26 protein-coding genes, 1 tRNA gene and 1 pseudogene are annotated in these 22,807 nt (G+C 65.6%); 13 read left to right on the top strand and 15 right to left on the bottom strand.

What is annotated here, in order from left to right; translation table 11 throughout:
• Nucleotide 1: 1 nt before the first annotated feature.
• Together ASF57_RS25875 and ASF57_RS24920 are read right to left on the bottom strand one after the other, a co-directional pair.
• On the bottom strand, nt 2-829 hold the full coding sequence (locus ASF57_RS25875; protein WP_156376188.1) for a hypothetical protein: 828 nt from the start codon (nt 827-829) through the stop codon (nt 2-4).
• A 172-nt stretch (nt 830-1,001) separates the two neighbouring features.
• Nucleotides 1,002-1,499 (bottom strand): HNH endonuclease, encoded by a 498-nt coding sequence (locus ASF57_RS24920; RefSeq protein WP_162241570.1) that lies wholly within the window; start codon nt 1,497-1,499, stop codon nt 1,002-1,004.
• On the opposite strand from ASF57_RS24920, the gene ASF57_RS24915 reads away from it, so the two are divergent.
• The 6 genes from ASF57_RS24915 (at nt 1,498) to ASF57_RS16375 (ending at nt 4,150) form a co-directional block, all read left to right on the top strand.
• Entirely contained in the window at nt 1,498-2,163 is a 666-nt protein-coding gene (locus ASF57_RS24915) for a lysozyme (RefSeq protein ID WP_082504054.1), read from the top strand. The genes ASF57_RS24920 and ASF57_RS24915 overlap by 2 nt on opposite strands.
• A 1-nt stretch (nt 2,164) precedes the next feature.
• Complete coding sequence (locus ASF57_RS16395) at nt 2,165-2,482, top strand: DUF6527 family protein (protein ID WP_056485126.1); 318 nt, start codon at nt 2,165-2,167, stop codon at nt 2,480-2,482.
• 69 nt (nt 2,483-2,551) lie between these two features.
• On the top strand, nt 2,552-3,064 hold the full coding sequence (locus ASF57_RS27015; protein WP_056485124.1) for a hypothetical protein: 513 nt from the start codon (nt 2,552-2,554) through the stop codon (nt 3,062-3,064).
• A 44-nt stretch (nt 3,065-3,108) separates the two neighbouring features.
• The gene (locus ASF57_RS16385; protein ID WP_056485122.1) at nt 3,109-3,450 is read left to right on the top strand and encodes a hypothetical protein; all 342 of its coding nucleotides are present in this window, start codon (nt 3,109-3,111) and stop codon (nt 3,448-3,450) included.
• Entirely contained in the window at nt 3,447-3,692 is a 246-nt protein-coding gene (locus ASF57_RS16380) for a hypothetical protein (protein ID WP_056485120.1), read from the top strand. The genes ASF57_RS16385 and ASF57_RS16380 overlap by 4 nt, the downstream gene beginning before the upstream one ends.
• Nucleotides 3,689-4,150 (top strand): hypothetical protein, encoded by a 462-nt coding sequence (locus ASF57_RS16375; protein WP_056485118.1) that lies wholly within the window; start codon nt 3,689-3,691, stop codon nt 4,148-4,150. Before ASF57_RS16380 ends, ASF57_RS16375 begins: the two co-directional genes overlap by 4 nt.
• 237 nt (nt 4,151-4,387) lie before the next feature.
• Here the strand turns inward: ASF57_RS16375 and ASF57_RS25865 are convergent, their stop codons facing one another.
• The 8 genes from ASF57_RS25865 to htpG all read right to left on the bottom strand — a co-directional run bounded on the left by ASF57_RS25865 (nt 4,388) and on the right by htpG (nt 10,744).
• Nucleotides 4,388-5,038 (bottom strand): hypothetical protein, encoded by a 651-nt coding sequence (locus ASF57_RS25865; protein ID WP_156376187.1) that lies wholly within the window; start codon nt 5,036-5,038, stop codon nt 4,388-4,390.
• Nucleotides 5,039-5,244: 206 nt separating this feature from the next.
• Nucleotides 5,245-5,574, bottom strand: coding sequence for a hypothetical protein (locus ASF57_RS16370; RefSeq protein WP_056485116.1), 330 nt, complete (start codon nt 5,572-5,574; stop codon nt 5,245-5,247).
• Nucleotides 5,571-5,789 (bottom strand): hypothetical protein, encoded by a 219-nt coding sequence (locus ASF57_RS16365; RefSeq protein WP_056485114.1) that lies wholly within the window; start codon nt 5,787-5,789, stop codon nt 5,571-5,573. The genes ASF57_RS16370 and ASF57_RS16365 overlap by 4 nt, the downstream gene beginning before the upstream one ends.
• A gap of 313 nt (nt 5,790-6,102) precedes the next feature.
• Entirely contained in the window at nt 6,103-6,366 is a 264-nt protein-coding gene (locus tag ASF57_RS16360) for a hypothetical protein (RefSeq protein WP_056485112.1), read from the bottom strand.
• 16 nt (nt 6,367-6,382) lie between these two features.
• Entirely contained in the window at nt 6,383-6,751 is a 369-nt protein-coding gene (locus tag ASF57_RS16355; protein ID WP_244476971.1) for a hypothetical protein, read from the bottom strand.
• Nucleotides 6,752-6,922: 171 nt separating this feature from the next.
• Nucleotides 6,923-6,998: transfer RNA gene (locus ASF57_RS16350), tRNA-Thr, on the bottom strand.
• A gap of 94 nt (nt 6,999-7,092) precedes the next feature.
• Entirely contained in the window at nt 7,093-8,745 is a 1,653-nt protein-coding gene (locus ASF57_RS16345; protein ID WP_056485108.1) for a DEAD/DEAH box helicase, read from the bottom strand.
• Between the two features lie 163 nt (nt 8,746-8,908).
• Nucleotides 8,909-10,744 carry a molecular chaperone HtpG gene (htpG, locus tag ASF57_RS16340; RefSeq protein WP_056485106.1) on the bottom strand — a complete coding sequence of 612 codons (1,836 nt, stop codon included), beginning with the start codon at nt 10,742-10,744 and terminating at the stop codon, nt 8,909-8,911.
• 231 nt (nt 10,745-10,975) lie between these two features.
• On the opposite strand from htpG, the gene ASF57_RS16335 reads away from it, so the two are divergent.
• Nucleotides 10,976-11,287 (top strand): hypothetical protein, encoded by a 312-nt coding sequence (locus ASF57_RS16335; protein WP_244476970.1) that lies wholly within the window; start codon nt 10,976-10,978, stop codon nt 11,285-11,287.
• 98 nt (nt 11,288-11,385) lie between these two features.
• Here ASF57_RS16335 and ASF57_RS16330 read toward each other — a convergent pair whose 3' ends face one another.
• Nucleotides 11,386-14,235, bottom strand: coding sequence for an EAL domain-containing protein (locus ASF57_RS16330; RefSeq protein WP_156376186.1), 2,850 nt, complete (start codon nt 14,233-14,235; stop codon nt 11,386-11,388).
• Nucleotides 14,236-14,500: 265 nt separating this feature from the next.
• Between ASF57_RS16330 and ASF57_RS16325 the strand changes: the two genes are divergently transcribed.
• Nucleotides 14,501-14,848, top strand: a complete 348-nt coding sequence (locus ASF57_RS16325; protein WP_056485102.1) for a cupredoxin domain-containing protein — start codon at nt 14,501-14,503, stop codon at nt 14,846-14,848.
• A 106-nt stretch (nt 14,849-14,954) separates the two neighbouring features.
• Here the strand turns inward: ASF57_RS16325 and ASF57_RS16320 are convergent, their stop codons facing one another.
• Nucleotides 14,955-15,956, bottom strand: coding sequence for a hypothetical protein (locus tag ASF57_RS16320; protein ID WP_056485100.1), 1,002 nt, complete (start codon nt 15,954-15,956; stop codon nt 14,955-14,957).
• Nucleotides 15,957-16,274: 318 nt separating this feature from the next.
• Between ASF57_RS16320 and ASF57_RS26480 the strand changes: the two genes are divergently transcribed.
• Nucleotides 16,275-16,436, top strand: coding sequence for a hypothetical protein (locus ASF57_RS26480; RefSeq protein WP_200935883.1), 162 nt, complete (start codon nt 16,275-16,277; stop codon nt 16,434-16,436).
• A 28-nt stretch (nt 16,437-16,464) separates the two neighbouring features.
• Here ASF57_RS26480 and ASF57_RS16315 read toward each other — a convergent pair whose 3' ends face one another.
• Entirely contained in the window at nt 16,465-17,571 is a 1,107-nt protein-coding gene (locus ASF57_RS16315; protein WP_082504053.1) for a cytochrome c peroxidase, read from the bottom strand.
• A gap of 196 nt (nt 17,572-17,767) precedes the next feature.
• Between ASF57_RS16315 and ASF57_RS16310 the strand changes: the two genes are divergently transcribed.
• Both ASF57_RS16310 and ASF57_RS24910 read left to right on the top strand, forming a co-directional pair.
• Nucleotides 17,768-18,808: a glutamine synthetase beta-grasp domain-containing protein gene (locus ASF57_RS16310; RefSeq protein WP_056181877.1), complete on the top strand. Its 1,041-nt coding sequence runs from the start codon at nt 17,768-17,770 to the stop codon at nt 18,806-18,808.
• Nucleotides 18,809-19,092: 284 nt separating this feature from the next.
• Nucleotides 19,093-19,735, top strand: a pseudogene (locus tag ASF57_RS24910) (WYL domain-containing protein); the annotation flags it as partial.
• Nucleotides 19,736-19,757: 22 nt separating this feature from the next.
• Here the strand turns inward: ASF57_RS24910 and ASF57_RS16305 are convergent.
• Entirely contained in the window at nt 19,758-20,687 is a 930-nt protein-coding gene (locus ASF57_RS16305; RefSeq protein WP_056182011.1) for a glutaminase, read from the bottom strand.
• A gap of 407 nt (nt 20,688-21,094) precedes the next feature.
• Here ASF57_RS16305 and ASF57_RS27010 point away from each other — a divergent pair, with 407 nt between their 5' ends.
• Complete coding sequence (locus ASF57_RS27010) at nt 21,095-21,424, top strand: NepR family anti-sigma factor (protein ID WP_156376185.1); 330 nt, start codon at nt 21,095-21,097, stop codon at nt 21,422-21,424.
• Entirely contained in the window at nt 21,421-22,005 is a 585-nt protein-coding gene (locus ASF57_RS16295) for a sigma-70 family RNA polymerase sigma factor (protein ID WP_056485098.1), read from the top strand. Before ASF57_RS27010 ends, ASF57_RS16295 begins: the two co-directional genes overlap by 4 nt.
• A gap of 5 nt (nt 22,006-22,010) precedes the next feature.
• On the opposite strand, the gene ASF57_RS16290 is transcribed toward ASF57_RS16295, so the two are convergent.
• Complete coding sequence (locus ASF57_RS16290; RefSeq protein WP_056485096.1) at nt 22,011-22,367, bottom strand: hypothetical protein; 357 nt, start codon at nt 22,365-22,367, stop codon at nt 22,011-22,013.
• Nucleotides 22,368-22,807: the final 440 nt, after the last annotated feature.

The following is a 22,807-nucleotide window of genomic DNA, read 5'->3' as shown; positions in this document are numbered from 1 at the left end:
ACTACTGAGCAGCGCTAGTCCAAGCCGTACCGGCGGCCAAGCCGCCATCCTTTTCCTTGAGAGGAATGGCAAAAGTTGTGTGGTGAGCGACTCTCCCATCAGGTGACCCGTACACGATACATCCGACGATATGAGGAATAGGCATCCCAGCGATTTCCTTGAAACTTCCAAGTATATCAAACGGAATATCAACCATCTGTTGTTTATTTTCTATTAATATTGAACCGTTCGGCACAACGACCATGCCTTTAAATTCGGCAATATTAGTATTGGCACGACTTATTACTTCGGCCTCCAAGTCATCTCTCTCCTTAAATATGTCGTTCCTCACAAGTCTCGCACCCACGTATGCACCGCGCACTGGCTCTCTTCCTGTATTCTTGAATTCGAGTGCAAACAAACCATTGCCCACACACCCGGATTCAATCACGATTGTTGGTGCCGCGATCCAGGCTCTTTCAAGACCCAGTGCATGATTGGCAGCATTAGCACTAGCCGCGGCGGCATCGCTTGCTGAAATAGCAGCACCGCTCTGCTGTGTAGCTGTTCGATAAAGTCTATAGGTTACTACGAACATTGCGAGGGTTATGATGGCGGTGAAGCCATTAACGAGTGTCGCCGGGTCATCAAGAGCTCTATAGATAACACCCTGACATTCCTTGGAGTTCTTGCGCTCGTCGGCCGTTATCTTGGCGTTGCAGTAATTTTGATTATTTGACAAATCATAAACGTAATTGTTGTATGGTCTGCTCGATATCAAAGACGCAAAAACAATAGTCAGCAGAGCAAAAAGTGCTACTCCTGATAAGACTCGGGCCTGCCAATTCATTGCACCGCCTGCAATCCGATAAGCTTCGGACTTACCCTCAAGTCTCGCCGAGTCGCAATCCTGGTCGCGGGCAGCGATCGTGAGGCGGAATCCCTGCTACGTTTGATTTAGAGACCACCCATGGACCTCTCGCCCATCGGCGAAGCCGTGCTGATTGCTCGCGAGGGCCGGCCTAGCCAGGGTTCATGAACTCTCCATGTGTTGCGGCCCTTGCAGATAGGACAGCAGCTTCGGCGGCTTCCTTTGTAGGAAAGCATCCAAGATGGCGGGTCGTGCCTTCGAAGCTCAGCCGAGCAGTCCAGTTTTTGCGCCCAGCCGGACGGTAGACGCCCTTCACGCCAGAGGTGTTGTTTTTCATCCTATAGGTGTTGCAGCAGTTCTGCGAGGAGGTCGCTCGCCTGAGGTTGGACCATCGATTGTCAGATCGGTCGTTGTTGATGTGATCAACGTCCGCCGCAGGCATCGCTCCGGTCATGTAGAGAACCGCGAGCCTGTGCGCTGAGTACAGGCGCCCATCTACGCGAATAACCTTGTATCCAACCTTGTTGACGCAGCCCGTCTTCAAGCCGGCCGGTATTCTGTTGCCCCGGCTTATGCGCCAGCAGAAATCGCCGGCGGCAGGATCGTAGATCAAAAGCTCCATCAATCGAGCCTGTGTGAGATCGCCCATGAAGACCTCTAGCATTGGGATAGCAGTTCTGATTGCCCGGGAGGGCCGCCGCTTGAAGGCTTATCGCGACACTGTTGGCGTACTTACGATTGGCATAGGGCACACTTCAGCCGCGGGTGCGCCACTCGTTACTTCGGGGATGACTATAACGTCCGCACAATGCGACGCAATTTTCGAGCGCGATATCAAGGCCTATGAACAATGCGTCGATCGGTGCGTGAAGGTGGCGTTATCTCAAAACGCTTACGACGCATTGGTCTCGCTGGCCTACAACATCGGGCCCGGCGCCTTCGCTGGCTCCACCTTTCTTAAGCGCATCAACGCGGGCGACACGGCCGGCGCCTACGATGCGATCCTGATGTGGAAGAAGCCGGCGGCGATCATCACGCGCCGGCAGGCCGAGGCCCAACAGTTCGTCACCGCCTACGCCACCGCGATGCCGCGGGCGACGACGACCGCGAAACCAATCGCGGTGGCAGCGCCCGTGATCGAGGTGATGCACGCCGAGGTGCCGACACCCGTCATCATTCCGGTCGCCCCGGCTGTCATCGCGCAGCCCAACCTGCTGATGCGGTTCCTGCGCTGGATCGACGACACCTACGGCGACAACCGGAAGGCCACGGCGAACGATAACGCTGCGCCTGACGTACGGAAGGTGGCCTGAGATGCGCCGCGGCAAGCTCCGAACCGGAGAAGACGGCTACGCGCTGTTCTGGTGCCCGGGGTGCGACGGCGCTCATGGGCTCCGGTGCTCGACCGACCCGGCGCCTGGTCCGCGCTGGGGCTTCAACGGCGACTACGACCGCCCGACGTTCACTCCCTCCGTGCTGGTCCGCTACGACGGCGCTGATGTGGGTAAGCCCGGAGCGCCACCGGCCGTCTGCCACTCCTTCGTGACAGATGGGCAGATCCAATTCCTCGGCGACTGCACCCATGCGCTCGCCGGGCAAACGGTGCCGCTGCCCGACTTCGACGCCGGCTGACCTGAGATCCCGCGCCGGCCGGGTCACGTCGCGCACTCCCCTCCCAAGCTCCCCTCCTAAGGACCCACCATGAACCGCATGCTCCCGCTCGCGGCGCTGGCGCTCGCCTGTGCCCTCTCCAGCCATGCCCTCGCTGCGGAGGTCGTCGCCCCCGTACCCGTCGCGCCGGCCGTCATCCTGCCCTGGGGCGACTGGGTCGTGGCCATTGGCCAGACCCTAACATCAGTACTGCTGCCAGTCCTCGTCGCCCTGCTCGGTAAGGCCGTCTACCAGATCGCTCCGTGGGCCCGCCTGTTCCTAACCCAGGCCCGCCTCGAGCAGATGACCAAGGCCATCACCGATTATGCCCTGAACGCTACCGAGGGCGTGGTGAAGCGTCAGGCGCTCACGATCCCAGTGGGATCGGCCGTGATCGCGAAGGCAGTGCAGCGCGCTGTCGATGCGGCCCCTGCGAAGGTGGTGGCGGCCGCCGGCGGCCCGAATGGGGTGGCCGAGCTCGTTTTCCGCACCCTGCACCTGCAGGACGGCGCCACGGCCGCGAACACCCTGGCGCCCGCGCAGGCCGCAATCACCACGAAGTGAGGCACTGATCTATGCCAGGAGAGGCCGAGCAGATGACTGCTGCCATGATTGCCGGCCTCATCAAGGATTACGGACTGGTGGGGGCTCTGGCCCTCGCCTTGGCCGCGATCGGCATGTTGGTCTCGTGGCTGAAGGACTCGTGGCAAGCTCGTCTCGACGACAAGCAGGCGATGGTGGAACGGGTCGCTACTGCCATCGAGCGACAGTCGGCCACCAGCGTCGACCACACCGAGGCGATCAAGGATCTCCGCGACGGGCAGGCGGCCATCCTTAAGACCGCGACCGAGGCCGCGCTCACCGGCGCCGCGAACGACAAGGCTATTCTGAAGGAGATCGAGGAGTCTCGAAAAGCGATCGACCGGAACACGGGAGCGCGCGCATCATGATCCTCGACCGCCTCCGAGACGGGTTCTGCCGGGCGTTCTGCCCCCACTTCGTCGATCCGCAAAGCACCCCCGGCGAGGACAGGCTGGAGCGGGCTGAGAAGCTGCACATCCTGTCGGCGCAGGACGCCGCCAACGAGACCAGGAAGACCGGCTTGCGCGTCGGGGACATGCGGAAGGTCGCGAACTCCGCTGTCGACCGCCTCCGGCACGATCGGATGGAAGCGGGAGACACGGAATCATGATGCCCCGGTACGACGACACCTCGCCCGAGACCATCAAGAAGCAGATCGTTTTCGCCACCATCGTGCTCGTCGGCACGGTGTTCATGCTCAACTTCTTCGTGCCGAACGCCGACCTGATCCTGGCCGAACGCATCTTCCAGGCCTCCGTGGCCATGATGGTGGTGGTGGTCTACTGGCCGGACGCGCGGGCAGCGTGGCTGTCTAATTCGCCGGAGCGGGGCGACTACCTCATCGTGGGAGTTACTATCGGGTGGATGGCAACGTTCTGCCAAGCCATGTTCTCGGTGATCTTCAGGCTCGCCGGCATGCCGATTTGGTTCACGAACATCGACGCGAACTCGCTCTGGATTTTGATGAGCGCAATCTCCGGCATCCTCTGCACATCGTCGCTCCAGGCGCGGTTGATGGCATCGTGCCCCGGCGCAACCGGATTGTGCTGGGCATCGGGATGGGCGTAGCGGTGACAGGAATCTGCATCGTGCTCTGGAGCCGGCCCGATATCTCGGAGTACGTCGAGGCCAGCCGGTTCGTTCTAGAGGATACCGCCTCTTGGTTCCTGGGGCTCATCGACCGGGCTGCTGACGGGCTGAGAGCTTGGTTCGCCAAGCCCACTTAATCAACTCTGCCTCGACCCATCCCTAACCTCACCCGCCCGGAGCATTCCGCGGCGGGTTTTTCGTTTGGCATTGCAAGAACTACTCCGCAGGCTTTTGCCCGACCACTATGAAAGTCTCTTGATTACTCCCATAGTTCGTAGCCTGACCGAATTGTATTCCGCCGCGTATCAGAACCCGCTGAATTGCGCCTGACGGATCAAATACAGCTAAACCGGGACTGCTGCCCGAGATAATAGTCGAGCCGCCCCTGACACTAAAACCACTTTCCCCCAATGCATTTGCTATGATCTGAGCAAATCTCTGAGATTCCGGGTCCCCCGCAGAATCAAGCCTTATCATGGGTTTGAAACTTTCTTCGGCCGAAGCGGCTTTGATAGCTTCAAATTGTGAAACTAGAATTTCCCTTGGGCCGATTTTCTTAATTTGTAGCTCAAGATCCAGGCTCCGGACCTTTAGGCGTTCTTGTTCCGCGCGCGCAACCTCAGCATCTTTTTCAAGGCCTCTAGATCTCTCATTGGCTTGAGCGGCTTCGGCTCTGGCGCTTTCTGCTGTTGCGTTGGCTCCGGCTATCCTCTCGGCCGCCTCTGTCTTATAGTGCTCGAGTTGTCGATCCTTTTCCTCGCCGGATGCGATAGAAAGGCGCCAGAGGCCGACACTCGCCACCGCCGCGATGAATAGTGAGAGTAGGTAGATCCAATTCGTTACGGACAGTAGGCCATCGGTAGTCATGATTCCTCTTTGGGCCTTTCTGGCATTCTGTTCTGGGTTCCTAGCCTTGGGCATCGTCGTGACCTACTTTACCATCAAAGATCTTCGTCGGAAAAGCCGCTGACAGAAGTTGGCGTGGGATGGATTAGAAACCTTACAGCAGCCCACTAGCAAAACGGCTGTTACGTGCAAGCCTTTTGCGATCAAATACTCGGAAATTTCGCGGGTCACCGCGCGAATCCGTTCTCACCCACCCGCCGCCGCCGTCCATCCTTCATCAGGATCCACTTCTCGGCCACGCAGGTGATCGCAGGCGGCCCGGCGTCATAGTCCCAGTACCAGGACGGATCGGCCTTCGGGCCGCGCTTCAGGTCGACTGCTTCGCGCAGGATCAGACGGAGCCGGTACTCGCCCCGGTGCTGCCCCTCCAGCAGCGCGTAAACTCGGTCGCTCGAAGCGATCCACGGTAAGCTGCCGGACAGCTCAGGAAACGTGCGCGGGGCGTAATCGTCGGTCGTGATCTCGCGCCAGGGCGGAGAGGGGGGTGCGTCGCTCATTCGTCCCGCCCGGCGGCAATCTCGTCAGACGTTTCTCTGACCTCCCGGCCATCCTCGCGCTGCATCTTGGCGTCGACGAGCATCGACAGAAGCGACAGCACACCGAGCAGTTCGAGCTTGCCGTCCTTCGACGTGCTTGGGTCCAGTACCATCTTCCGGACCTCGCTTTGCACGTCCGCGAGGGCATACAGATAGCCCGCATCCCGCTCAGTCATTGGCATCGTTATGATCGCTCGCTAGGGCGAGGTTTCGGTCACTGACCGCCGATGAAGATCTTGTCTTGCGGGTTAGCCTTTCCTGCATCCGCCGCGAAACCTTCAAGGTCCGGGTTCCGCTGTGGCACTCCGGGAGGCAGGGCGCTCTGGGGACAAAACTTTACGCAGTAGACTTCGCTGTCGAAAGAATTTGAGCAGACATTTTGCGACTTGCCGTTCACGCATGCGCACGAGCAGTAGGCGCTTGCCGATTGAGGAAGCAGGGCTAAAGCTGCAGCGATGCCCATGGCACCGGCTCTGATCAGTCTCATAGTCACTCTTTCTCTGGCCGCCCAAGTAGGATTGCGGTCCGGACGGCAGCGCGCCGTAAGTGCTCGGTCGCTTCCTGGTTTGCCACGGTAGCCTTGGCCCACGGGTGCGCCTTCACGGCTGCGGCTGGGTCCAGAGTATGGCCGCTCTCGAATCGGAACAGGCTCACCGTCGCGTCGCGCATGAAGACATCGACCGCCGCATCGACCTCGGCGCCGGTGATCGTCTTCGCCTTGAACAGTTCGCCGGTGGTCGGATGCTCAGCCATGGCGGCAAGATAGGGCTCAGCGCCCGAATACCCAGATGGGGACGGCGCCCGCAGGTCGGCCTGGCGTGTCTCGGTAGAAGGTCGTGTTCACGAAGCGCATCTGAGTTTTCGTGATGCCCGACACTTTCTCGGTGCCGAGCACGAGGGCGCCGCAGAAATCAGGACGGATGGTGCCGGCCTCGGGATGAACCCCGAAGATCTCCAGCGTGGTCCAACCCAGGGCTACCGCTTCATCCGCCCAGCGGTCCAGGAAGTCGACGCACGCCTCGTGAGCGTCTCCCCACGATTGGAAGGTGAAGCCGGGGCACGGAACGACGCTCGGCCGGAGATCGAGAAAGGCCTTGCGCCAGAGCTGCGGGTTTGCTGGGGCGATCTTCTGCTTCAATGAGGCCGACATCGGGGGTTGGCGACTGCTGCGGGCCATCCGGGATAGGGGATGAGGGGGCGGCTATGGCTCAGAAGGCACATTTGGAAGCGCCTTGGACCCCCACCAAAAGCCGATTTCGTAAGCCGAGTTGAAACCAGAATCAAAAGTTTCAACTCGGCGCAGAAAAAGTGGTGCCGGTTGCGGGACTTGAACTCGCGACCTACCGCTTACAAGGCGGTTGCTCTACCAGCTGAGCTAAACCGGCGTGCCGCCTTGCGCTAGCAGGGCCGTCAACGGCGCGCAAGTCCGGTGCTGGGGGGGCGGGACGGATCGTCGGTCGGGTGACGGCGAGCCCGTGGCTAGGCGGCGAGATCTCCCAGCCGGCGCGTGTCGGAGAAGGTGCGGCCATCCGGGAAGCGATAGCGAACCGCTTCCGTCAGGCGACCGTTCGGCCAGATTTCGATCGCCTCCGGGCGGGTGAGGGCATCGGTCTGCTCCAGGGCCTCGGCGGCGGTCATCGGCGCGTCGCGCCCGCCCCCGAGGTGCCGCCACCACTGCACCGCCTTCTCGCGCGGGTAACCGGCCTGGGCGAGACCGATGACGATCTGGTGGTGCCGCCCGTCGCGCAAGTGGAAGGTCACGGCGAGGTCGTCGGGGAAGCCGGAGCGCGGACGGGCCACGAAGCTCCAGTCGGCGATGGGCTCCCAGGTGGCGGAGGTCCGGGCCGGCCCCGGGTTGGAAAGGATCGGGTGTTCATCGTCGGCGGACGCTTCGTGGCTCGGACCGGCCTCCTCCCCGTCGGGCTCGACCCAGCAGGCCTCGCAGGTGCTGGCATTGAGGGCGATCAGGGCGCCGCAGCCGGGGCAGGCCTTGGCGCGGATCTCGCCCTCGCGGCCCCGGATCGCCGCCGCGCTGCGGGCGGTGACGATGTCGACGGGGCCGTGCATCCGCACCAGCCCGGCATAATCGAGGATGAGCGCGTCGGTCTTGCCGGGCGCGCGCCGCAGGGCCCGGCCCACCTGCTGCACGTAGAGCCCGGTGCTTTGCGTGGGCCGCAACAGCGCGATGAGATCGACCTGGGGTACGTTGAAACCGGTGGCGAGCACGCCCACCGAGGTCAGGCAGCGCACCCGGCCCTCGCGGAAGTCGCGGACGATGCGGTCGCGCATCCGCTTCGGCGTCTCGCCCGAGAGGGTTTCGCAGGAATACCCTTCGTCCCGGATCGCGTCGCGGACGGCCGTGGCGTGGGCGATGCCGGCGCAGAACGCGAGCCAGGCGCGCCGCCCGTGCCCGTAGCCCACCAGTTCCTCCACCGCCGCGCGGGTGATCCAGTCCTGGTTCACCGCCGCCTCGAGGGCACTGGGGATGTAGTCGCCGCCGCGCCGCGGCACGCCACTCACGTCGAGGGCGGTGATGGTGGCCTTGGAGACCAGGGGAGCGAGGTAGCCCTGATGGATGAGGTCGCCGACATTGGCCTCGTAGACGATGTCCTCGAACAGCCGGCCCGCACCCGCGTCGAGACGGCCGCTGTCGAGGCGATAGGGCGTGGCGGTGAGGCCGACGACGCGCAGATGGGGGCGTGCGGTTCGCAGGGCGGCGAGGAAGCGGCCGTAGCGGGTTTCCGCGTCGCGCGGGATGAGATGGGCCTCGTCCACGATGACGAGCTCGAACGGGTCGAGGTCGTGCGTCCGGTTCCAGATCGACTGGATGCCGCAGAACAGGACCTGCGCGCCGGCGTCGCGGCGTCCCAGCCCGGCGGAATAGATGCCCGCGGGGGCCTCGGGCCAGAGCGCGAGGAGTTCGCGGTGGTTCTGCGCGATCAACTCGCGGGTGTGGGTGACGACGACGATGCGGTGGGCCGGATCGCGATCCAGCACCTCCCGCACCAGGGCCGCGATGACGAGCGACTTGCCGGCTCCGGTGGGCAGGACGATGAGCCCGGCGCCGGCCCGGCGCGTCCAGGCGGCGTACAGGGCATCGAGGCTGGCACGCTGATAGGGTCGAAGGTCCATCGGCGGGGGTTCTAACGCCGGCGGGCGCCGCCGTCCGTGGCCAATCTGCCGTGTTCCGCGTCGGCGCGATGGCGGATCCGGGAATGTCCCGCCGGCAGGCGCCCGGCCGATCGTCCCGGCGGGCTGCGCCCGCCGGGATATCCGGTCGTTCCGACGACCGCGCTCAGGCTGCCGCGAGAGCCGCCGCCATCTTCTGCGCGAAGGCGACCGGATCGCGCGGCGTGTCGCCGTCCTGGACGCGGGCCAGGTCGAGCAGCGTGCCGGCGGCGTCGGCGATATCCTCCTGCGCCTCGATCCGGGCCCCGAGGGAGCGGATCAGCGGATGGCGCGGATTGATCTCGAGGACCGGCAGGCCGCCGGCGCCCCGCCCGGCGCGACGCAGCAGGCGCTGCATCTGCAGGTCGGGGCCATGACCCGAGGCGGACAGCACCACGGCGCTCTCGACGAGCCGGTCGGTGGCTCGTACGTCCGACACATCCGCAGCCAGTGTGGTCTTCAGGGCGGCGACGAGCGCCTCGACGGAGGCCGGAGCCTCCTCACCCTCGGGGGTCTCGCTGGCGAATTTCGACAGGTCGACCGACCCCTGCGTGACCGAGCGCAGGGGCTTGTCGTCGAAGCGCCCGAGTGCCTCCGGCCAGAACGCGTCGACATGGTCGGAGAGCAGCAGCACCTCGACCCCGCGCGCCCGGAAGCCTTCGAGCTGCGGCGAGCTCCGGAGGGCGTCGGCATCGTCGGCCACGAGGTAGTAGATCGCGTCCTGGCCGTCCTTCATGCGGGAGACGTAGTCGGGCAGGGAGGTCCAGCCCTCGACGGCCGAGGAGTGGAAGCGCAGCAGCGGCGCGATCTCGGACCGGCGCTCGTGATCCTCGTAGATGCCTTCCTTGAGGACCGGGCCGAAATTCTCCCAGAACGGCCGGTAGCCCTCGGCGTCCTTCGCCCGGGTGGTGAGTTCAGACAGCACCCGCCCGGTAACGGCGCGACGGATCTTGGTCAGCACCGGCGTCGCCTGCAGCATCTCGCGCGAGACGTTGAGCGGCAGGTCCTCGGTGTCGACCACGCCCTGCACGAAGCGCAGCCAGGAGGGAAGCAGTTCGGCTTCGTCGGTGATGAACATGCGCCGGACATGCAGGCGCACCTTGCTGGCGCGTTCGCCCTCCACCGCCTGGAACGGCTTCATGCCGGGCACGAACAGCAGGGCGGAGAATTCCAGAGCCCCTTCGGCGCGCCAGTGCAGGGTGGCCCAGGGCTCGTCGAAGTTCATGCCGACATGGCGGTAGAACGCGGTGTACTGCTCGGGCGTCACCTCGGACTTCGCCTTGCGCCACAGTGCCGTGCCCTGGTTGGCGTTCTCCTCCTTGCCGTCCTCGCCCTGGATGGCGATCGGCACGGTGATGTGGTCGGCCCATTTGCGCACGACGTGGTCGAGCCGGTAGCTTTCGAGGTACTCGTCGGCATCGTCCTTGAGGTGCAGGACGATGTCGGTGCCGGGCTCTGCGCGGGTGGCGGGCTCCAGGGTGTAGCTGCCCTGTCCCTCGGAGGCCCAGGTCCAGGCCTCGTCCGAGCCGGCGCGGCGCGAGGTGACGGTGACCCGGTCGGCGACCATGAAGGCCGAGTAGAAGCCGACGCCGAACTGCCCGATCAGGCTCGGCTTGTCCTCGGGCTTGGCGTCTCCCAGGCTCTGGCTGAAGGCCCGGGTGCCCGAGCGCGCGATGGTGCCGAGGTTCTGGGCCAGTTCCGCCTTGGTCATGCCGATGCCGGCATCCGAGAGCGTCAGGGTTCGGGCGGCCTTGTCGGGGACGATGCGGACCTTGGCATCGGGCGGCAGGGCGGAGGCCTGGTCGGTCAGCGCCTCGAAGCGGCGCCGGTCCATGGCGTCGGCGGCATTGGCCACCAACTCGCGCAGGAAGATCTCGCGGTCGGAATAGAGCGCGTGGACCACGAGGTCCAACAGGCGGCCGACTTCGGCACCGAATTCGTGCCGTTCCACGGTGTCGCTCAAGGGAAGGCCTCCTGATGGCGAAAAGAATGAGAAGCGAGCGCGATATGCCTCCGCGCCGGGGCGAATTCAATGGCGGCCCAGGTCGAGTCCGCGATCCCGGCGGACGGATGTCTCCGGTGACGATCGGGCCGCCATGGCGGAGGTGCTTCGATTCCGCCGTGCTGCGATGCAACCTTCGCGGGTCTGGGGCGTAGCCGTGCCTTCACACCCACCCAGAGCGAGACGGCCCCGATGGAACCGATGAAGCCGATGGCCCCCATGAAGCCCATGGAACCGATGAAGCCGATGGAACCGATGAAGGGATCGGATCCCTGGTGGCCGCAGGAGCTGGGCCAGCCCTCGACCAGCGGCGGCCAGAACGACATGCGCTACGCGTTCTTTCCCGACAAGCATCGCCTGCTGATCGAAGCCGACGGCAAGCTCACCACCTACGACAGCGGCGACCACCAGATCAGCGGCGTCTCGCAGTCGAACGGGCGATCGCCGACCTTCTCGAGCCAGAACGGCGATGTCGCCGTCGACGACCTCAAGGTCGTCGACTGAGTGTCGGGCCGGCGCGGGAGACCGCTCCCGCGCTGCCCGGAGCCGTCCGACACGATTGCACTTCCGGGACGAAGACCTGTCTCAGGCAGGGGCCTGTTTCAGGCCACGGCCCGCCCGGTCTCGCCGGTCCCGCGCGACCAGCGCTCGATCGCCTTCGGAACTTCGCTGGCCGGGCTCGGCCGGGCGAAGTAATAGCCCTGGCCCTCGTCGCAGCCCTCGCTCCGCAGGCGCTCGAACTGGGCCTCGGTCTCGATCCCCTCGGCGGTGGTGCGCATGCCGAGGCTGAGGCCGAGGCCGATCACCGCCCGGACGATCAGGCCGGAATCGGTCTTGTTGGTGATGTCGCGCACGAACGACTGGTCGATCTTGATCTTGTCGAACGGGAAGCTGCGCAGGTAGCTCAGGGATGAGTAGCCGGTGCCGAAATCGTCCATGGCGATCCGCACTCCGAGGCGGCGCAGGGCGTAGAGCGTCGCCAGCGTGGCCAGGTTGTCCTTGAGCAGCACCGACTCGGTGATCTCCAGTTCGAGCCGTCCCGGGGGGAGGCGGCTCGCCGACAGGGCCTGGCGCACCGCCTCGACGATGACCTCGTCGCGGAACTGCACCGCCGAGACGTTGACCGCGACCTTGATGCCGTCGGGCCAGCGCATCGCCTCGGTGCAGGCGGTGGTGAGGCACCAGGCTCCCAGCGGTACGATGAGGCCGATCTCCTCGGCGACGGCGATGAAATCCCCGGGGGGGACGAGACCGCGCATCGGATGGCGCCAGCGAACCAGCGCCTCGAAGCCTCCGACGCGGCGGGCACGGAAATCGTAGATCGGCTGGTAGTGCAGCTCGAATTCTTCGCGCGCCAGCGCCTCGCGCAGATCGAGTTCGAGGGCCCGGCGCGCCTGGAGGCTGATATCCATTTCGGCTTCGAAGAAGCGCCAGGTTCCGCGCCCATCCGCCTTGGCGCGGTAGAGGGCGACATCGGCGTTCTTGAGGAGCTTGTCGCAGGTCGTGCCGTCGCCGGGCGCGAAGCAGACGCCGATGCTCACGCCGACGCTGGCACGATGGCCGTCGATCTCGTAGGGCGCACTGACCACCTCGACGATCCGGCGGGCCAGCACGGCGGCCTCCTGCGGGCGGCCGGTCTCCGACAGGATGATGGCGAATTCGTCGCCGCCGAGACGCGCCACGGTGTCGACGTCCCGCACGCAGGCCCGGAGCCGATCCGCGACGGCCCGCAGGAGGGCGTCGCCCACCGGATGCCCCAGGGTGTCGTTGACCTCCTTGAAGCGATCGAGGTCGAGGCAGAGCACCGAGAACGGGCTGCCGGCGCCGAGATGCGCCACCGCCTCCTCGATCCGCTCGCCGAACATCGCCCGGTTCGGCAGGCCGGTGAGAACGTCGTGGCGGGCCATGAAGGCGATGCGGGCATCGGCTTCCCGGCGCTCGGTCACGTCCTCGTAGGTCGCCACGAGGCCGCCCCCGCGCACCGCCTTGTGCGAGACGGCGACCACCCGGCCATCGCCGAGATGGAGGAAATCCGCGTCCACGGTGCCGCCGCTCGCGGTTTCGGCCTGCGCGCGGACGAAGGCGTCCGGCGCCGGCTCCGGGTAGTCGCACCGCGCGGCGCTCAAGGACGCGACCTCGTGGTAGGTCAGGCCGAAGGGGAGCTGCGCCGAAGCGAGGCCGAAGATCTCGCAGTAGCGCCGGTTCACGACGGTGAGCCGCCCGGTGGAATCGAACAGGCACAGGCCCTGGGACATGTTGTCGAGGGCGGTGTCGAGCCGCAGGTTGGTGGATTGGAGGGTCGCCTCCTGGATCTTGAGCAGGGTGATGTCGCTGCAGACCGCGATGAACCCGCCGGTGCGGGTGTCGCTCCGGCTGATCCGGAGCCAGCGGCCGTCGGCGAGGCGGAGTTCGCTGCGCTCGTCGGTGGCGGACAGGAGAGCCTGGGCGAGCGTGCCCGAATCGCCGCCATGGCCCTCGGCGAGACGGGCGATCGTGCTGCCCGGTGCCAGAGTACCGGAGGAGAGGCCGAGATAATCCTCCGCCTGGCTGTTGGTCAGGGTGATCCGTCCGGCCTCGTCGACGACGACGATGCCTTCCCGCGAGGTCTCCAGGGCGTCGGCGAGCTGGTCCTCGGCGGAAATCCGCTGCGCGACCTCCTTCTCCATGGCATGGCGGATATTGTCCCGCATGGTGCCCATGGCGGCCAGCAGGGTTCCGACCTCGTCGCCGCCGCCGGCCGGCATGGTGCCGCTGAGATCGCCGCCCGCGATGCGGGTGGCCGCCCGCGAGGCATCGGCGAGCGGGTTCATGATGCGGCGTGCCAGGCAGAACGCCACGGTGCCGGACAAGAGCACGGCGATGAGGGTTCCGAGGAGATTGAACCGGGTCTCCCGAGCCACGATGGCGCGGGCCTGCTGACGATAGATGAAGCCGTCGCCCGCGGTGTAGTTGATGAACAGGTCGAAGTTTTCCTCCGCCACGGCGGCGTGGCGGTCCAGGTCCGCATAGGCCGCTTCGTCCCGGCCGAGATCGGTGATCCTGGCCCGCGCCTCCGTCCAGGCGGCGACCGCCTGCTCGGCCGCCTGCGCCGCTCGCGTCGCCCGCTCGGACTGGGCGCGCTCCACGGCGATCTCAAGGTCCTCGGCGAGCAGGCGCTGCAGACCGACGAGGCGCTCGTCGAGAACCGTGCGGGCCGCCGGGTCGGTGACCATCCAGCGCCGCGCTTCGGCCGTCCGCATCCCGGCGAAATCGGTGGCGGCGGCGCGCGCGTAGTTGATCGACATCAGCGAGCGGTCGAAGGTCTGGCTGACGAGTTCGTCGGTCCGGCGGATGCTGGAGGCGGCCGACAATCCGAGCGCTCCGGTGATCGCGCTCATGATCAGGAAAGCGATGACGATCCATCCCCGGATCGTGCCAAGCAACTTGCCGGTTATCGTGCCGAATGCTTCCATCAAACTCCGGCGGCCTCGGAAACGCGACGGCATCGGGGTTTCGGGAACCGTCATCACTGCTGTCCCGTTGCCCCTGCCAAAGAAGAATAGTCGAGATATGTTAAAGCCGTCTTGCTGCATGCCTTGAGCGTTTCGACCTTAACCGCCCGTTCACTCCGTTATGACAGGGGTCGTGGTGCCGAGTCTTCCCGTCGATTGTCCGGTCCTTCGTTCGATGTGACGGGCCAAGTGGAAGGCCACGGCATCACGAGCGGATGGAGAACGGATGCGGCGCCTGACCTCATTCTGCGTGGCGTTCGGATTTCTGGGGGCGGCCAGCGCCGGCCTCGCTCTGGCGGCCGTCGGAACTCCGAGCCTGCACGTGTCGCAGAAGGGGCGCGCCTTCCAGCCGAACGCCCTGAACGTGTCGCGGGGCGCGCGGGTGGAGATCGTCAACGACGATGGCGACCTCCTCCACCACGTCTACATCGACGCGCCCGACTTCAGCTTCGATTCCGGGGACCTGAAGCCCGGAAGCAGGACACAGGTGGTCTTTACCGTACCCGGGACCTTCGCGGTCCTGTGCGGCATCCATCCCAAGATGCGCCTGACCGTCCGCGTCGACGGCCACTGAGGTCCCGCGGGAGCCTTCCGCCTCCCGCCGCCGAGGCGGTCTCGGCCGCGAGAGTCTTTCGTTTGTCGTGTCGGGATAACCAGTTTCCGCTGATCCCGGACACTCTCTAAAGCACGGTCGAGCCCTGCAGCAGCGCATGGGCGCCGTAGTAGAGCCCGATGAAGGCCGCGAGGGCCGCCCCGAAGCCCACGGGCGTCAGGGCCAGGCTGCGCAGGCGGTAGGGCGCCGTGGCGTTGTCGGCGGCGATCGCCACCATGGCGACGATGATCGGGGCATGGCCGATCGCGTCGATCTTCCCGAACTCGAAGATCGCCGTGACGAAGGTGGCGGCCAGCAGGATCGCGGCGACCCGGCGGACGAGCGGCGTGCAGACCAGGGCGAAGGCGAGCGCGAACTCCACCGCCCCGGCGGCCTTCATGAAGAACTCGCCCGTGAACCCGAGTGTCATGGCGGGATGTTCGATGAAGAGCGGGTAGGACCATTGGGGATAGGCCCATTTCTCGACCGAGGCCCACATCAGGGTCACGGCGGCGGTGTAGCGCACGAGATCGAGCGGCCGGACGTTTCCGGGCAGCGCGCGGCCGAGGCCGGTCAGGGCGCAATAGCCGGCGAGTCCGAGGAAGATCGGATAGTCGGCGAGGTGGAATGCGCCGTACTCGGCCACCGCGGTGGCGAACAGCACGACGATCCCCAGGGCCGAGAAAGGCATTGTCCGGCGCCACAGGAACCCGGCGGCGATGGCGAGCTGGAACCAGGGCAGGGCGGTGTTGGCGGTCTTCAGCTCCGGAGTCAGGATAACGCCGCCCAGCGTCCAGAGCGCGACGAAGAAGGCGCCCAGTACCGCCCGGAACATCAGTTCGGTGTTGGCGCGCGCCCAGGCGGTGGTGCGGTCGAGGGATCGGATCAGTGCTGCCCCCAGCACCGTTCCCTCGAGGAGCCCCCCCACCAGCAGGGCGAGGACCGAGAGGCCGACCAGCTTCTCGAAATCCGAGCACAGGACTTCGTCGAGGCCGCGCGGGGCGCCGACGAGATCGTAGGCACAGAACCATTTGACGTGCGCCATCGCGGCATTCGTGCCGGCGAGGGTGAGGAGCGTCGTCGTCATCATGACTGCGCCATGCGGCAGCCAGCGTCTTCCAGGGTGCATGGGGGAGGCCTTGTTCACGACGCCGGCGCGGGGGCTTGCCGGTCGGTAAAAACTACGCGTCTTTGTTCTTTCGCGGAAGGAATTCGTTAACGGATCTTACCAAATGGTTAACTTGTCCGGGCCCTGATTCACAGCGATCGCGAAGTATTCCTCGCATCCGACCCTCGGCGGTCAGAGTTTGATGACGGTGGCGAACGAAAGGCTATGGCGACAACTGGCCTGCCAAGCTTGGCAAAGTTAGACAAGAACCATGACCTGCCGTTTCGTCCGAAGGGCCCGATGATCGCAGCTTTGAGCCTGTCGAGCCTGATGCTTGGAACGGGCCTGTCCTACGCGGCCACGCGGAGACCGGACCGGGCCGATCGTCTCGAACTCTGGTCCGGGCGCCTGCTCGTCGGAGGACTCGGACTTCTGGGCGCGAGCCTGCCGCTGTTCCGCTGAGGGCGAGCTTCGTCGGAGGGGCGCGTCGTCAGTTGAGGCGATGCTGGGGAGCGGCGGCCGCCGGACCATCGGCCGTCAGGGAGGTCAGGAAGGCGATCAGGTCCTGCTTCTCGGTATCGGTCAGGCCGAGCGGCCGAATTGCGGGCGAGCGGCTCGGCCGGTCGATGCCGCCGCGATCGTAGAGATCGATGACCTCTTGCAGAGACTGCAGCGAACCGTCGTGCATGTAGGGCCCGCGCTCGGCGACATCGCGCAGGGTCGGGGTCTTGAAGGCGTAGCGCAGCTGCTCCGAGTCCGGGAAGAACGCGGCCCGGCCGATGTCGCCACCGGTGCCGGCGCCGATGTCGTGGAAGGAGCCGTCGGTGAAGGTCCAGCCGGAATGGCAGGCCGCGCACTGGCCCTTGCCGTTGAACACCGCGAAGCCGGCCTTTGCGCTCGGGCTGATGGCGTCCTCGTTTCCGGCGACCCAGCGGTCGAACGGGGCTTCGCCGGATACGATGGAGCGCTGGAAGGTGGCCAGGGCCAGCTCGACGGTGCGGCGGCTGATCGCGCTTTCAGGGGGAGCGCCGGGGGCGGAGGCTGCCGTGGTGTGATCCGGGAAGGCGTCGGCGAAGGCCCGGACGTAAGTGGGCTCGGCCCGGAGGCGCTGCATCAGCGTGTCTTCGGGCAGGTTCATCGCGCTCGCGCTCGTGATCGGCGTGAAGGCGACATTCTCGAGATCGCGAAACTTGCCGTCCCACCCCAAGATCGGGATCTGGGCGACGTCGAGGAGGGTCGGCGTGCGCACCTTCATCGCCGCACCGGTCTCGCCGATGCCGCGCGGCCGGCCATCGCTCCACGACCGGGACGGAATGTGGCAACTGGCGCAACTCATCGTGCCACCGCCCGAAAGCCGCGGATCGAAGAACAGGCGCTGACCGAGTTCGGATTTCGCGGCGCTGTAGGGATTGTTCGCCGGATGGACCGGCTCGTCGACGCGTCGATAGGTTTCGCGCAGGGCCGCAGCCTCGGCCTGCACCGTGCCGGCCCTGGTTCCCCTCGGCTCGCCCGCCCCCAAGGACCCGATGCCGAACCCCGACGCCATGGCGGCGATCAGGGCGGCGCCCGCGAGCATGCTCCCGACCTGTCTGCGCATCGCGATCTCCTGATCCTGCCAGCGCTAGTGGGAACCCGTTAAGGAAATCTCACGCCGGTTGTTATGGTCCATTTGCCGCATCCCGGGTTCCGGAACGTCTGGCGCGATCGTTGCTTAGGCCGGCCCAGCCAGCGATGGCTGCGCATCCGCTCAGGTGTCCTCGGATGTCGCATCGCTACAGGACGAGAGGCTCGGCATGACGAAATACAAACTCGAGTATATCTGGCTCGACGGCTACACCCCGGTGCCGAACCTGCGCGGCAAGACCCAGATCAAGGAGTTCGACGGGTTCCCGACGCTCGAGCAGCTTCCGCTCTGGGGCTTCGACGGCAGCTCGACGATGCAGGCCGAGGGCGGCAGCTCCGACTGCATGCTCAAGCCCGTGCGGCACTTCCCCGATTCCACCCGCAAGAACGGCGTGCTGGTGATGTGCGAAGTCATGATGCCCGATGGCGTCACGCCGCACGCATCGAACAAGCGCGCCACCATCCTGGACGATGACGGCGCCTGGTTCGGCTTCGAGCAGGAGTATTTCTTCTACAAGGACGGCCGCCCGCTCGGCTTCCCCGCCGCCGGATACCCGGCTCCGCAGGGCCCGTACTATTGCGGCGTCGGCTACAAGGAAGTCGGCAGCATCGCCCGCAAGATCGTCGAGGAGCACCTCGACCTCTGCCTCGACGCCGGCATCAACCACGAGGGCATCAACGCCGAGGTGGCCAAGGGTCAGTGGGAGTTCCAGATCTTCGGCAAGGGCTCCAAAAAGGCCGCCGACGAGATGTGGGTCGCCCGCTACCTGCTCCAGCGCCTGTGCGAGTCATACGAGATCGACGTCGAATACCATTGCAAGCCGCTCGGCGCGACCGACTGGAACGGCTCCGGCATGCATGCCAACTTCTCGACCGAGCACATGCGCACGGTGGGCGGACAGGCCTATTTCGAGGCGTTGATGGCGGCCTTCAAGGAGAACCTTGACGACCACATCGCCGTCTATGGCCCCGACAACCACATGCGCCTGACCGGCAAGCACGAGACCGCGGCCATCGACCAGTTCAGCTACGGCGTCGCCGATCGCGGCGCCTCGATCCGCGTGCCGCACAGCTTCGTCAACAACGCGTACAAGGGCTATTTGGAAGACCGCCGGCCCAACAGCCAGGGGGACCCCTACCAGATCGCTTCGCAGATCCTGAAGACGATCTCGTCGGTTCCGACCGAGACCAGTCAGAAGGCCGCCGCCTAAGATTTAGGCGATTTCCGTAGATATTTGCTCGATTTAAAATCACGGCCCGTCGCATCACCTGCGGCGGGCCTTCTTTTTTGCCTGTTTCGCAGGCGCTAAATCCTTTCGCTGGCACCTTTGCGCCGGATGCGGCCAGGCCAGTTGGGCCGTGGCCAGACACCGCGCGCCGAAGTCGGCAGACAAGCGTGCGCTGGGGCGATCCGTGCAGCGGTCGATCCAGGCGTCGAGGAGTGGGTCGCCGGACTTGTCGAATCACGCATAGGGCGAGTGCCGCAGCAGGTCCGGCAGCCGGAGCCCGGATCGAGCACGAGCGTGGCTACGGCTATCGCCTGATCGAGGATGGAGCGCTGCCGCCTCAGATCTTTGACCGGATCGAGATCGAGGCCCTGGTGCTCGGCCTGTCGGCGGTGCGGCACATGGGGGGGCCGGCCCTGGCGCGAGCGGCCGAGGCGGTAGTGGCCAAGGTGGCGGCGACCCTGCCGGATGCGAGCCAGCAGCACCTGCCTCATGCCGTCTCCCGGGTTCGCCGCTCCGAGGCGCGCTTCGCGCCCTCGGTCGTGCTGGCGACGATCCGGGAGGGCTGCTGGCGCGAGGGGGCGGTGACGATCCGCTACGCCGACAAGGACGAAAGGCTCAACCGAGCGCACGATTTGGCCGCTCGCGATCGTCTATCTCGACCGAAAGCTCGTGGTCCTCCCGTGGTGCCGCCTGCGCGGGGCGCACAGGATGTTCCGTGCGGACCGGATCGCCGCTGCCGAAGCCGCCGGCACCAGCTTCCGGCCCAGGCGCGTCACCCTGCTGCGCGCCTATCTCGATGCGCTGAAGCGGCAAGCCCCCGCAGGGTCAGAAGGACAAGCCCCCGCAGGGTCAGAAGGACAAGCCCCCGCAGGGTCAGAAGGACAAGCCCCCGCGCCCTGTTGCGTGTAGCGGTCCGGAGGTCGAGCGTCCTTTACGCCCCGAAGATCGACCATCCGAGACGTTTCGTCAGCATCTCCAGGGCGATCCGCCCGAGGTGTGAGTTGCCCGAGGTGTCGAGTCCGGGCGACCAGACGGCGATCGAGGCCTTGCCGGGAGCGATCGCCAGGATGCCGCCGCCGACGCCGCTCTTGCCGGGCAGGCCGACGCGGTAGGCGAACTCGCCGGAGCCGTCGTAATGGCCGCAGGTGAGCATCACCGCGTTGATGCGGCGCGCCCGCTCCGGCGAAACCACGGAATGTCCCGTGGAGGGATTGCGCCCGGAATGGGCGAGGAAGCGCCCGGCCATGGCGAGCTGGCGGCACGACATGGCGATGGCGCAGTGGTGAAAGTAGACGCCGAGGGTGAAATCGACCGGGTTGTCGAGCACCCCGAAGGATTTCATGTAGTTGGCCAGCGCCATGTTGCGGAAGCCCGTGCGCAGTTCCGAGGCCGCGACGGCCTCGTCGATGGTGATGGTGGGGTCCTGGGCCAGGAACTGCAGGAAGCGCAGGATCTCGCCGAGGGCCTCCCGAGGCTGGTGGCCCGAGAGGATCAGATCGGTGACCGCGATGGCGCCCGCATTGATGAAGGGATTGCGCGGGATGCCACGCTCGCGTTCCAGCTGAACGATGGAATTGAACGGGCTGCCGGATGGCTCGCGCCCGACGCGACGCCAGAGCCGGTCGCCGGCCATGCCGAGGGCGAGGGTCAGGGTAAAGACCTTCGAGATGCTCTGGATCGAGAACGGCACGTCGCAGTCGCCGCCGGCCGCGACCCGGCCCTCGGCGTCGATCACCACGAGGCCGAAGGCCCCGGCATCGACGCGCGCGAGTTCGGGTATGTAGGTCGCCACCTCGCCGCGGTCCTGCCGATCCCGCATCTCGTCGGTGATCTCGCGGACGACACGGTCGAGGTCGGGCACGTCTGACGGCATCGGATGGGAGTTCCGCTGGAGGCTACGAAGGGCGGGCAAAGACCCGGCAAGCGTCAGGCAAGGATCGGGCAAGCGCCGGGCCACGGCGAACGCGAAGCGTGCGGACGGGTGAGCCGCCGGTCGTTGCCGGTGCACAGGTCCTTCGCGGCGGCGTACGGTTCAGCTTAGCGACAGCATCCGTGGACTATACCGCTGCCATGGTGATGCTTGATTGAGAGTTCAAGTTTGTATCTAATCGTTTCCGGATAAAGGGCATGGTCTTTCGGCTGCATTCGCAGACTTAAGATCCGATGAATGCGTTTTTCAGTGGCCGTTAAATCGCGCAGCCGTAGCACGGCGGCCGAAATGACGGCGCTCCGGGCTCTCCCGAAGCTGCCGTCGAGCGATGGGCAGCGATGAGCACTGATTCGAGCGAACCGAACCTGAGCCTCCTGGGCGGCAATTCGTTCTCCGGCACGCCGGCTCTCTGCATCGCCGCCGATGCATCGAGAGTCCCCGCGGCGGAGACAGAGGCGGTTCTCGGCGGTCCTGCGGGTGTCGTGCCCCGCGCCCTGTCCGTCCCTCGGCGCGCTTCGCAGACCGGCATGACGCCGGAGGCGCGCCGGCGCATCGGCCGCAACCTGCGCCTCCTCTACGCCGAGGTGCTGCAACAGCCCCTTCCCGACCGTTTCGACGCACTCCTCGCCGATCTGGCCACCCGCAGCAACACGCGAGGATCTTCATGAACGCCGCGATGCAGAGCCCGGTCGGTACCCCACGGGGCGCCGATGACGAGATGCGCAATCTGCTGCTCGGCGCGATTCCCGCGCTGCGCGCCTTCGCCTTCTCGCTGACCTACGATCTCGACCGCAGCGACGACCTCGTGCAGGACACCCTGGTGCGCGCTTGGACCAAGGCCGACAGCTTCACGCGGGGGACCAACCTCACCGCCTGGCTGTTCACCATCCTGCGCAACCTGTTCTATTCGGAGCAGCGCAAGCGCAAGCGCGAGGTGGAAGATGCCGATGGTGCCCTGGCGGGGCGCCTCACGAGCCTGCCCGAGCAGGAGATCCGCGTCGAGATGCTCGAGTTCCAGGAAGCCCTGAACACCCTGCCGTTCAGCCAGCGCGAGGCCCTGGTGCTCGTGGGTGCGCAGAACTTCACCTACGAGGAGGCGGCCGAGATCTGCGGCGTGGCCGTGGGCACCATGAAGAGTCGCGTCAGCCGGGCGCGCGGACGGCTCATCGAGAGCCTGGGCATGAACGGCACCGACGATATCGGCGCCGATGCCTTCACGCGGGCGGCCCTGGGGGCGCCCCCCGGGTAGCGAGTTCAGACCAGGGCGCTTCGCACTGCGCGGGCGATCTTGTCGGCCGGCACCTCGCTGCGGTCTCCGAGCAGGCGCCGGCCGGAGGCGATCACCTGCAGGGCCTCGCGGCTGCTGCCCTCCCGCAGGGCCACAGCCTCGAGATCGCGCAGGTATTCGATCACGCCTTCGCGGACCTGGCCTTCACGAACCTGGCCTTCACGAACCTGGCCTCCACGAGCCTTGCCCTCACGCGCCTTGCCCTCACGAGCCTTGCCTTCACGAATCTGGCCTTCTCGGGCCAGCACCGGCTCGACCCGTGACGTGACGTCGTGCGCCACCGAGGCCCAGAATGCGGCCGGTCCGGCGGAATTCTCGTGCATCGTCTCGCTTCCCTGACGTGTGTTGACGCGTAAGGGGTGACGGCCCGCGTCGAGCCGCCCGCGTCGGGCATGGCGAACCTCGCCTCCCTCTGCGCGCTGCGACGCGAATCCGAACCCCGTGATCCCGTTAACAAGAAGGAAGCGGAGCGTTAAATAACTTGGATCAAATCGTAATTGAAAACCACTCTGGGTTGTCGCTCGAAAAGTTATGGAGTGACTTATTCTGTGACCAAATCAATGGTTGATCCTGGCCATCAGGGAACACGGAGCGCAAAGGACCGGTTTTCATGTCGTGCTCGCCTAAATTGCTGCGGCCGGTCAGCTGAAGTCATGGTTTGTCGAAGCTTCACCCGTGTCGAAGTTCCGCGTTGCCGAAACCTGGAATCGCGCTCGATCGACACAGGGGACAGCGAACCTGCCGCGCGGCGGCGAGCACGAGG

The organism is Methylobacterium sp. Leaf117, from assembly GCF_001422985.1.
Lineage (GTDB): Bacteria > Pseudomonadota > Alphaproteobacteria > Rhizobiales > Beijerinckiaceae > Methylobacterium.
The sequence above is the reverse complement of the archived record's forward strand: the minus strand, read 5'-3'. Positions and strand labels throughout refer to the sequence as shown.

Bases quoted from the DNA above. Each gene is read 5' to 3' on its own strand.
- ASF57_RS16395 (WP_056485126.1), top strand. From the start codon at position 2,165: ATGCGCCGCGGCAAGCTCCGAACCGGAGAAGACGGCTACGCGCTGTTC.
- ASF57_RS16385 (WP_056485122.1), top strand. From the start codon at position 3,109: ATGATTGCCGGCCTCATCAAGGATTACGGACTGGTGGGGGCTCTGGCC.
- ASF57_RS16290 (WP_056485096.1), bottom strand. From the start codon at position 22,367: ATGCACGAGAATTCCGCCGGACCGGCCGCATTCTGGGCCTCGGTGGCG.
- ASF57_RS24915 (WP_082504054.1), top strand. From the start codon at position 1,498: ATGAAGACCTCTAGCATTGGGATAGCAGTTCTGATTGCCCGGGAGGGC.
- ASF57_RS16315 (WP_082504053.1), bottom strand. From the start codon at position 17,571: ATGCGCAGACAGGTCGGGAGCATGCTCGCGGGCGCCGCCCTGATCGCC.
- ASF57_RS16345 (WP_056485108.1), bottom strand. From the start codon at position 8,745: ATGGACCTTCGACCCTATCAGCGTGCCAGCCTCGATGCCCTGTACGCC.
- ASF57_RS25875 (WP_156376188.1), bottom strand. From the start codon at position 829: ATGAATTGGCAGGCCCGAGTCTTATCAGGAGTAGCACTTTTTGCTCTG.
- ASF57_RS16330 (WP_156376186.1), bottom strand. From the start codon at position 14,235: ATGGAAGCATTCGGCACGATAACCGGCAAGTTGCTTGGCACGATCCGG.
- ASF57_RS16365 (WP_056485114.1), bottom strand. From the start codon at position 5,789: ATGACTGAGCGGGATGCGGGCTATCTGTATGCCCTCGCGGACGTGCAA.
- ASF57_RS16325 (WP_056485102.1), top strand. From the start codon at position 14,501: ATGCGGCGCCTGACCTCATTCTGCGTGGCGTTCGGATTTCTGGGGGCG.
- ASF57_RS16375 (WP_056485118.1), top strand. From the start codon at position 3,689: ATGATGCCCCGGTACGACGACACCTCGCCCGAGACCATCAAGAAGCAG.
- ASF57_RS16310 (WP_056181877.1), top strand. From the start codon at position 17,768: ATGACGAAATACAAACTCGAGTATATCTGGCTCGACGGCTACACCCCG.
- ASF57_RS25865 (WP_156376187.1), bottom strand. From the start codon at position 5,038: ATGACTACCGATGGCCTACTGTCCGTAACGAATTGGATCTACCTACTC.
- ASF57_RS26480 (WP_200935883.1), top strand. From the start codon at position 16,275: ATGATCGCAGCTTTGAGCCTGTCGAGCCTGATGCTTGGAACGGGCCTG.
- ASF57_RS27010 (WP_156376185.1), top strand. From the start codon at position 21,095: ATGAGCACTGATTCGAGCGAACCGAACCTGAGCCTCCTGGGCGGCAAT.
- ASF57_RS27015 (WP_056485124.1), top strand. From the start codon at position 2,552: ATGAACCGCATGCTCCCGCTCGCGGCGCTGGCGCTCGCCTGTGCCCTC.
- ASF57_RS24920 (WP_162241570.1), bottom strand. From the start codon at position 1,499: ATGGGCGATCTCACACAGGCTCGATTGATGGAGCTTTTGATCTACGAT.
- ASF57_RS16360 (WP_056485112.1), bottom strand. From the start codon at position 6,366: ATGGCTGAGCATCCGACCACCGGCGAACTGTTCAAGGCGAAGACGATC.
- ASF57_RS16335 (WP_244476970.1), top strand. From the start codon at position 10,976: ATGGAACCGATGAAGCCGATGGCCCCCATGAAGCCCATGGAACCGATG.
- ASF57_RS16320 (WP_056485100.1), bottom strand. From the start codon at position 15,956: ATGATGACGACGACGCTCCTCACCCTCGCCGGCACGAATGCCGCGATG.
- ASF57_RS16295 (WP_056485098.1), top strand. From the start codon at position 21,421: ATGAACGCCGCGATGCAGAGCCCGGTCGGTACCCCACGGGGCGCCGAT.
- ASF57_RS16380 (WP_056485120.1), top strand. From the start codon at position 3,447: ATGATCCTCGACCGCCTCCGAGACGGGTTCTGCCGGGCGTTCTGCCCC.
- ASF57_RS16370 (WP_056485116.1), bottom strand. From the start codon at position 5,574: ATGAGCGACGCACCCCCCTCTCCGCCCTGGCGCGAGATCACGACCGAC.